The organism is Levilinea saccharolytica, assembly GCF_001306035.1.
GTDB classification, from domain to species: Bacteria; Chloroflexota; Anaerolineae; order Anaerolineales; family Anaerolineaceae; genus Levilinea; species Levilinea saccharolytica.
Genome location: NZ_LGCM01000061.1, coordinates 1 through 6,079 on the forward strand (window position 1 = coordinate 1; position 6,079 = coordinate 6,079).

6 protein-coding genes and 1 pseudogene are annotated in these 6,079 nt (G+C 47.8%); all 7 read right to left on the reverse strand.

Annotation, left to right across the window (positions count from 1 at the left end; translation table 11 throughout):
- Window positions 1-229: 229 nt before the first annotated feature.
- The 7 genes and pseudogenes from ADN01_RS16800 to ADN01_RS19450 all read right to left on the reverse strand — a co-directional run bounded on the left by ADN01_RS16800 (window position 230) and on the right by ADN01_RS19450 (window position 5,997).
- A pseudogene (locus ADN01_RS16800) lies at window positions 230-703 on the reverse strand (SUMF1/EgtB/PvdO family nonheme iron enzyme).
- A 79-nt stretch (window positions 704-782) separates the two neighbouring features.
- Window positions 783-1,727: a hypothetical protein gene (locus tag ADN01_RS16805; RefSeq protein WP_147239081.1), complete on the reverse strand. Its 945-nt coding sequence runs from the start codon at window positions 1,725-1,727 to the stop codon at window positions 783-785.
- Complete coding sequence (locus ADN01_RS16810) at window positions 1,715-2,701, reverse strand: RHS repeat-associated core domain-containing protein (protein ID WP_082142856.1); 987 nt, start codon at window positions 2,699-2,701, stop codon at window positions 1,715-1,717. The genes ADN01_RS16805 and ADN01_RS16810 overlap by 13 nt, the downstream gene beginning before the upstream one ends.
- Window positions 2,702-2,798: 97 nt before the next feature.
- On the reverse strand, window positions 2,799-3,776 hold the full coding sequence (locus ADN01_RS19440) for a hypothetical protein (RefSeq protein WP_147239082.1): 978 nt from the start codon (window positions 3,774-3,776) through the stop codon (window positions 2,799-2,801).
- A 2-nt stretch (window positions 3,777-3,778) separates the two neighbouring features.
- Entirely contained in the window at window positions 3,779-4,942 is a 1,164-nt protein-coding gene (locus ADN01_RS16820; protein WP_161542543.1) for an RHS repeat-associated core domain-containing protein, read from the reverse strand.
- A gap of 75 nt (window positions 4,943-5,017) precedes the next feature.
- Window positions 5,018-5,683, reverse strand: coding sequence for a hypothetical protein (locus ADN01_RS19445; protein WP_147239083.1), 666 nt, complete (start codon window positions 5,681-5,683; stop codon window positions 5,018-5,020).
- An 8-nt stretch (window positions 5,684-5,691) separates the two neighbouring features.
- Window positions 5,692-5,997 carry a hypothetical protein gene (locus ADN01_RS19450; protein ID WP_147239084.1) on the reverse strand — a complete coding sequence of 102 codons (306 nt, stop codon included), beginning with the start codon at window positions 5,995-5,997 and terminating at the stop codon, window positions 5,692-5,694.
- Between the last annotated feature and the right edge of the window lie 82 nt (window positions 5,998-6,079).

Genomic DNA, 6,079 nt, shown 5'->3' on the forward strand with positions numbered 1-6,079 from the left:
TCAGGGCAACGATGCGCTGCAGCTCCAGGTCCTGGGCTTTGTAGACTTCGGCAAACGTGCCGGAGCCGAGCAGGGTGAGAATTTTGTACTTGCCGAGTTGGGTCATCCTCTGTTTCCTGTAAAGCTGATTTTTGATGTACACCGTTCCATGGTATGCTTTCCATGAATGTTAGCATCCGATAAAGTGCTGCTGGACAAACCCCTATCAGGAACCAATTCAAATCGTTTTTCAGCGGGCACAACGGAAGCCGACACTGTCGTAGCGGTAGTCGGGATCGTTCCAGTTGAGAAGCGCCGCGCGGATGTCGTTCAAACCACTGTTCCAAGAGCCCCCGCGAAGCACTCAGGTTTCTCCCGAACCCGGCCCAGTCGGGTTAGCGGCACGAGAGTCCTGATAGTAATTATACCAATACCCATACGCCACCCATTCCCAAACGTTGCCGGCCATATCCAGCACATCCTGCGGCTCCGGCACCAGCGTATCCGCCTGGGTGAAATGCGCCCCGGCCGGGTCAAACCACCTCGCCCCGTAGTGATATAACCCCACTTCCTCCATCTGGCTGAGCTGCCCGGTGTATTGGTACGCCGTGGGCATCTCCCCGCCGCGGGAACGCACCTCCCCAAAGGCCGTGGTTTGCTGCACCCCGCTGGCCGCGCCGCCTACCTGCACGGTGCAATCTCCCATCGGACTCGTGCCGCCCATGCCTCATTGTACATCATCACCCCTGCGCGGGCGCGCCGTAGGGTGCCGTCCCCGACGCAACAAACTATTGAACATCCCATTATGGCTGGGCTTTCAGTGCAGCGGTATCCAAATCGATACAGGTATCGGGATTACCCCAGTCCAGATTGAAAAAATCCTCTACTGTGTAGTTCGATGCGTCCTGTAGATCAGTTCCGGCTATCGGGATGTCTTTGGCGTACCAGCCAATGGATATGCCGATGAACTCGGGTTTTTGCTGCATAGGGCAGAAGTGGAATTTTGGTACATCCTCTGTTTTTTGCCCATTGTAAGCAATGATCATGTCAATTGATTCGTAATACAAGTAGTAGCTGACGATCATACCTTGTTCAGATGCAGAAGGCTCATTCGGAGGGCCATGATATTTAAACAAAATCCGTGAAGGGAGGCCTAATTGGGAGAATATCCCCTCCAATGTATAAGGCGTCCAAGCCCTCATACTAACGTCTGCTCTCCACAGCCCACCAAGCTGAAAATTGATTCCATCTGCCCTCCCCTTAGAGAAGTGGGTCGAGAGACCCCCCAAAATCAGATTCCCGGTTTCAAAGGTTGTGTTGTAAACAACTTCATTGGTTTGCTCATTCCGAGTAACTAAACCAGGCCCTAAGGATGGTGCAAGCAACGCTTGCGCATCATCCAATGTTGTCTCATGGAGTTTAATTCCCATCAAACAAGGCAAGATGCATTGGTTATTGGTCTGTACAAGTTTTGCAGCAATCGTTTCTTTCTCCTTCTTAGAGAGCTGCCGCAAAATTTCATCCGTCTCTGACGGCGCGAGAGTTGGAGTATACGTTAGGGATGGGGTAATCACATCACTCTCTTTTTTAATGGGCTCACCATCGGTAGGTGGTTGTGTTGGCATGGGTTGGTTTCCAACAGCACACCCAATGCATATGGTCAGTATGAAAATAACTGTTAAGAAACTTATCAAGAACCTTCCGACTAAAGTTGTTTTTCTCATTTCAACCTCGGTCAGGGTAGCCATTTTGTCATGAAATTAAATCGAGTTAATCCTGGACCACTCATCATATCTATTGATCCAGCCACATAATTCAGAAACATATCCGCGAATTCCTCTCCACCAGTATTTCCATCTGGCTCCCATGAACGGGGATGTTGTTCGAAGTTCCAGGGGTTATTTACGTTGCAGCCAGAGTTGTAACCCCAACAGGTTTGCCGATCATAACTTCCATTTCTTAAGCCCATGACAAAATTACCGTATGAATCGTAAAATGAATTACTCTCCAGTTCAGCGCCAGGCTTCCCTCTCAAGACATCTTGTTCAATTAGGTGGCCAAATTCATGGAATATGTTGATTTCAGGAAGTTGTCCTGCATTAGTCCCCCAGAAATTAATAGTTTTGTTCCCTTGCCACTCACCTCCATATTTGCCCGTTGTTATGTATTTAAAATTAATCGTAACAGGTCCAACAAACTCTGCGAACTTCCAATGGAGAGCACCGTTTATTTTCTGAAAAGCTGTAAAGAACGTCCGAGCATCTTCAACAAAAATTTCGCCACTCAAGGTAATTCCTTGAGCTTTCAAATATTCTACATAGTAGTTGGCTGTAAGAACGGTCTTTGTCGATGGGGCTAAGTGCTCGCATTCATCTCCATACTCACAAGCCACCATATGTCCCGTCGGGTCTGTGTACTTCAGCGGGTTCCCCCGCCCATACGCATAGCGATCCACATCCAATGGGTTGTACAGTTCTGGGATTAGCGTATCCGCCTGGGTGAAATGCGCCCCGGCCGGGTCAAACCAGCGCGCCCCGTAGTGATACAGCCCCACTTCCTCCATCTGGCTGAGCTGCCCGGTGTACTGGTACACCGTGGGCATCTCCCCGCCGCGGGAACGCACCTCCCCAAAGGCACTGTAGCGCTGCACCCCGCTGGCTGCGCCCCCCTCCGCCGCCGTCACCTGCGCACTGCAATCTCCCATCAGCCTCATGCCGCCCATGCTTTATTGTATAACATCTGGTCTATATGGAAAGCCGAGCACCGGTTTTGAACTCTTCGTTGGCCATGACCATCAAGCTATAAGCTCATCTTCAATTTCACTCAAAAGGGCTTTTCCAAAACTTTGTTGGCGTATTCAGACAAGTTGTATGGTTTGGAACTCGAAAAATCTCGCCGAATTTTTTAATATCCAATTCTGTTGTAGCTTCTAACCGTTGAAACTTGTCAAAAGCAATCATTCCTGGAAACATGGGGGCTTCTGTTGAAATTTGCTCAATATTTTCTTTTCTATCGGGATCCCAAAGGTCAAGCACAATAGCATTTTCTTTGTTATAGCACTTTTGCACCTGCTTCCCTTTAACTTTTGCATCCATACTATGAAAATACACTAATATACCTTTCCTTGGATAACCAAGGAGAAGGTCAAACGGTACTGCCCCTTGTACATCCTGGTTTATCGTACTAATCCATACTTCTTCTGGCGCACCATATGACGTTATGAGATCTGATAAAGTATAAGATGCAGAGCCATTAAACCGAATCTCGAGGAAATCAACCACATTGTTGTAAACCATATATTCCTGGATAGTTTTATGATTATCAACGTAAATTTCAAATCCTGCGGAAAACGACTTATCCCCACTTATGTTGTAAATATTCACTTCTTCACTTGAGATGGGAGCCAATATCTCGTATGTGCTTGCCCAAGAGGTTTTCCCAGGTTCTATCCCCCACCAACAGGGCAACTGACAATCTGTATTTGATTTTGTTAATTCAAACACACGAATCGCGGCTTCTGTTGGCAGAAGTGTAGGCAAAGGCACCAAGGTTGGCACCTTTGCCACTTCTGTATTGGTTGAAGATGTAGGTATTGTAGACGGTGTTCTGACTTTCACTGGATTTGTTGCCGAAGGCAGAGGTATAACCGATTGAATAGATTCTAAAGTATTTGTTGCCTTACTTACACCGATGGTTGATGGGGTTACTTCATTCTCCAGCTTACTCTGACAACCAGAAAAGGCGAAGAAAAGAATTGTGATAAAAATGAAAACGCGAGCTCGATAGCCGTCATTCATGATTAAGGCTCCTGAACAAGGTTAAAGTATCGAGGTATCCACTGATTCATGAAGTTACTACGTCCTTTCCCTGCCGTATCATTTCCCCATCTATTGAATGTCCAACCTACAAATGAATCTGCGAAAATTTCGCTGTAAGTTTCGGCATTCGTATAAGCGAATTGCCACTGCCCTCGACCGCCAGCGAAACCACCAGCGCCTCTGCCAAGACCCGTTTTGCTATATTCTGTTGCAGGTCCATTTGAGAAAACGGAGTTGAATGCGTGACCTAATTCATGAACTACATTTTTCATAAATTTATCGCCATTGCTGTATTGATGAACAGTATCCCAAAAATTGATAATTATAGTGCCGCGATCGTTTGAGGTACAGCCCCCTGATCCAATGCCACTGCAAACCGGGGATAGGTAATGTCCCGCTAGACTGGTTCCAAAAAGGAATATTACTGGATTCGAGGCAGCATATATCATTTGGAATGCAGTGAAGGCAGCGAGATTTGTCCCTTCAACCAGTCTTGTTCCCGTGGCTACCACAGCACCGAGAGTCCAAATTTTGCGTTGTTCAGTCCAAGTAGAATTACCATTACTATCTTGACCCTCAAATTTTATCCCCCATGTTTTTTCAATTTCTTCCCAATTTGTTGGCTCTGCTAACGGGTCCGTGCAAGAATCAAAGCTATCACCATCAGATGAGCAAGCTTTGTGGCCGGATGGGTCATTAAAATTAATTGCGTTATAGCGTACATATGCAAATCTATTCCAGTATAGTGAATTATAAGGATCGGGGATAATTTGGTCTGGTTGGGTAAACTGTGGAATATCTGGGTCAAACCAGCGCGCCCCGTAATGATACAGCCCCACCTGCTCCATCTGGCTGAGCTGCCCGGTGTACTGGTACGCCGTGGGCATCTCCCCGCCGCGGGAACGCACCTCCCCAAAGGCGCTGTAGCGCTGCACCCCGCTGGCCGCGCCGCCCTCCGCCGCCGTCACTTGCGCGCTGCCCAGGTGATCCGTCAGCAGCCAGTTCAGCGTGTCGGCCCCGTTGGCCTGCGTGCGCACGGCGATGGGCTGCCCGCCAAAGGGGTAATACTTCTGGATGCGGGTCTCCTCACCGCTCACCCGCAGGTGAAATTGGCGGCTGACGTAATAGGTCACTTCGCCGTTCACGATGCTTTTCACCAGGGTTCCGTCCCCGTCATAGAAGTACTGCGCCGATTCCAGCGGCATCAGCCCACGGCCCGCTTACCAATTGCAGGGATCATCATCATATCCTTGCCACTCTCGAATATCTGCATCTGCAAGATAGGGCATCGACTCTACAACTTTCTCCAAACCATCCAGGGGGGGACTCATTGAGACCCTTATGACCACTGACGTGGGTTTCAATTTCTTGTTCAATAAGAACCCAGTCCCATAAGTTGAGATGATCATTCCTTTCTCAATTACTAATAGTTCTGCTGTACACCCCGCAGAATTCCGATCAGCCCACGCATATTCCGGTGTCCCAAATGTACTGATCATCTCTTGAAGAGTTATGTTGCTTTCTTCGCAACTTGTTTTGAGGTATGTCCACTCAATTTTATCATTTGGGTACTTTTCGAAATATACGCTTCCCCAAGTCGAGCCATCACATCCGGCCATCTCCCATGAAAGCACATGCGGACTTGTATAGTCGCTAGGCAGCCACAATCTCTCCACATCCGGCAAGGCCGCCAGTTTTTCATGGGCTTCTTTCGCGGTGGTTTCGCCTGGCGTAATCCCTTCCCAACACGGCGGCTGACAAACCGGGCTGCTTAACCAACGTTCAATCCACGGCAGCTTCGGAGAGACGGGGTAAGTTTTACATCCGGAAATCAGGATTACACCCAGCAGCAAGGATAGAAGGGTTGTCTGTAAGCTCTTTTTCATAAAACACCCTATTTATTTAGCCACAATTTAATGATCATTTTTCGCTCCTCCCAAACATTCGCCTGATCTTGTTCTAGTGAATAACCTGCATTTTCTAAGGCCATTACAGCATATGTCTCTGCCCAGTCATCACGATTCCCAACCGCTCCGTAAAACGTTGTTCCTGATTGTGTTGGGTTGTACCCAAAGTTCGAAGTTCCAGACAATATTAGATTTACTGAAGCATAAAACAGAGTAACCTGTTTGAAACTTATATCTGCTTTGGAATTGATAGTGCAACCTTTTTTCTGTAAATTCGAGTCAGAAATATCCATCGTTCTTTAACAATCGAATGACTTGCCAACGCAATAGTGCTTACCGATCTGCCACTCTTCTGAGATCTCCATCAGAAGGGCT

Excerpts from the sequence above, each read along its gene's own strand:
- ADN01_RS16805 (WP_147239081.1), bottom strand. The coding sequence starts at position 1,727 with ATGGCTACCCTGACCGAGGTTGAAATGAGAAAAACAACTTTAGTCGGA.
- ADN01_RS19445 (WP_147239083.1), bottom strand. The coding sequence starts at position 5,683 with ATGAAAAAGAGCTTACAGACAACCCTTCTATCCTTGCTGCTGGGTGTA.
- ADN01_RS19450 (WP_147239084.1), bottom strand. The coding sequence starts at position 5,997 with ATGGATATTTCTGACTCGAATTTACAGAAAAAAGGTTGCACTATCAAT.
- ADN01_RS19440 (WP_147239082.1), bottom strand. The coding sequence starts at position 3,776 with ATGAATGACGGCTATCGAGCTCGCGTTTTCATTTTTATCACAATTCTT.
- ADN01_RS16810 (WP_082142856.1), bottom strand. The coding sequence starts at position 2,701 with ATGGGCGGCATGAGGCTGATGGGAGATTGCAGTGCGCAGGTGACGGCG.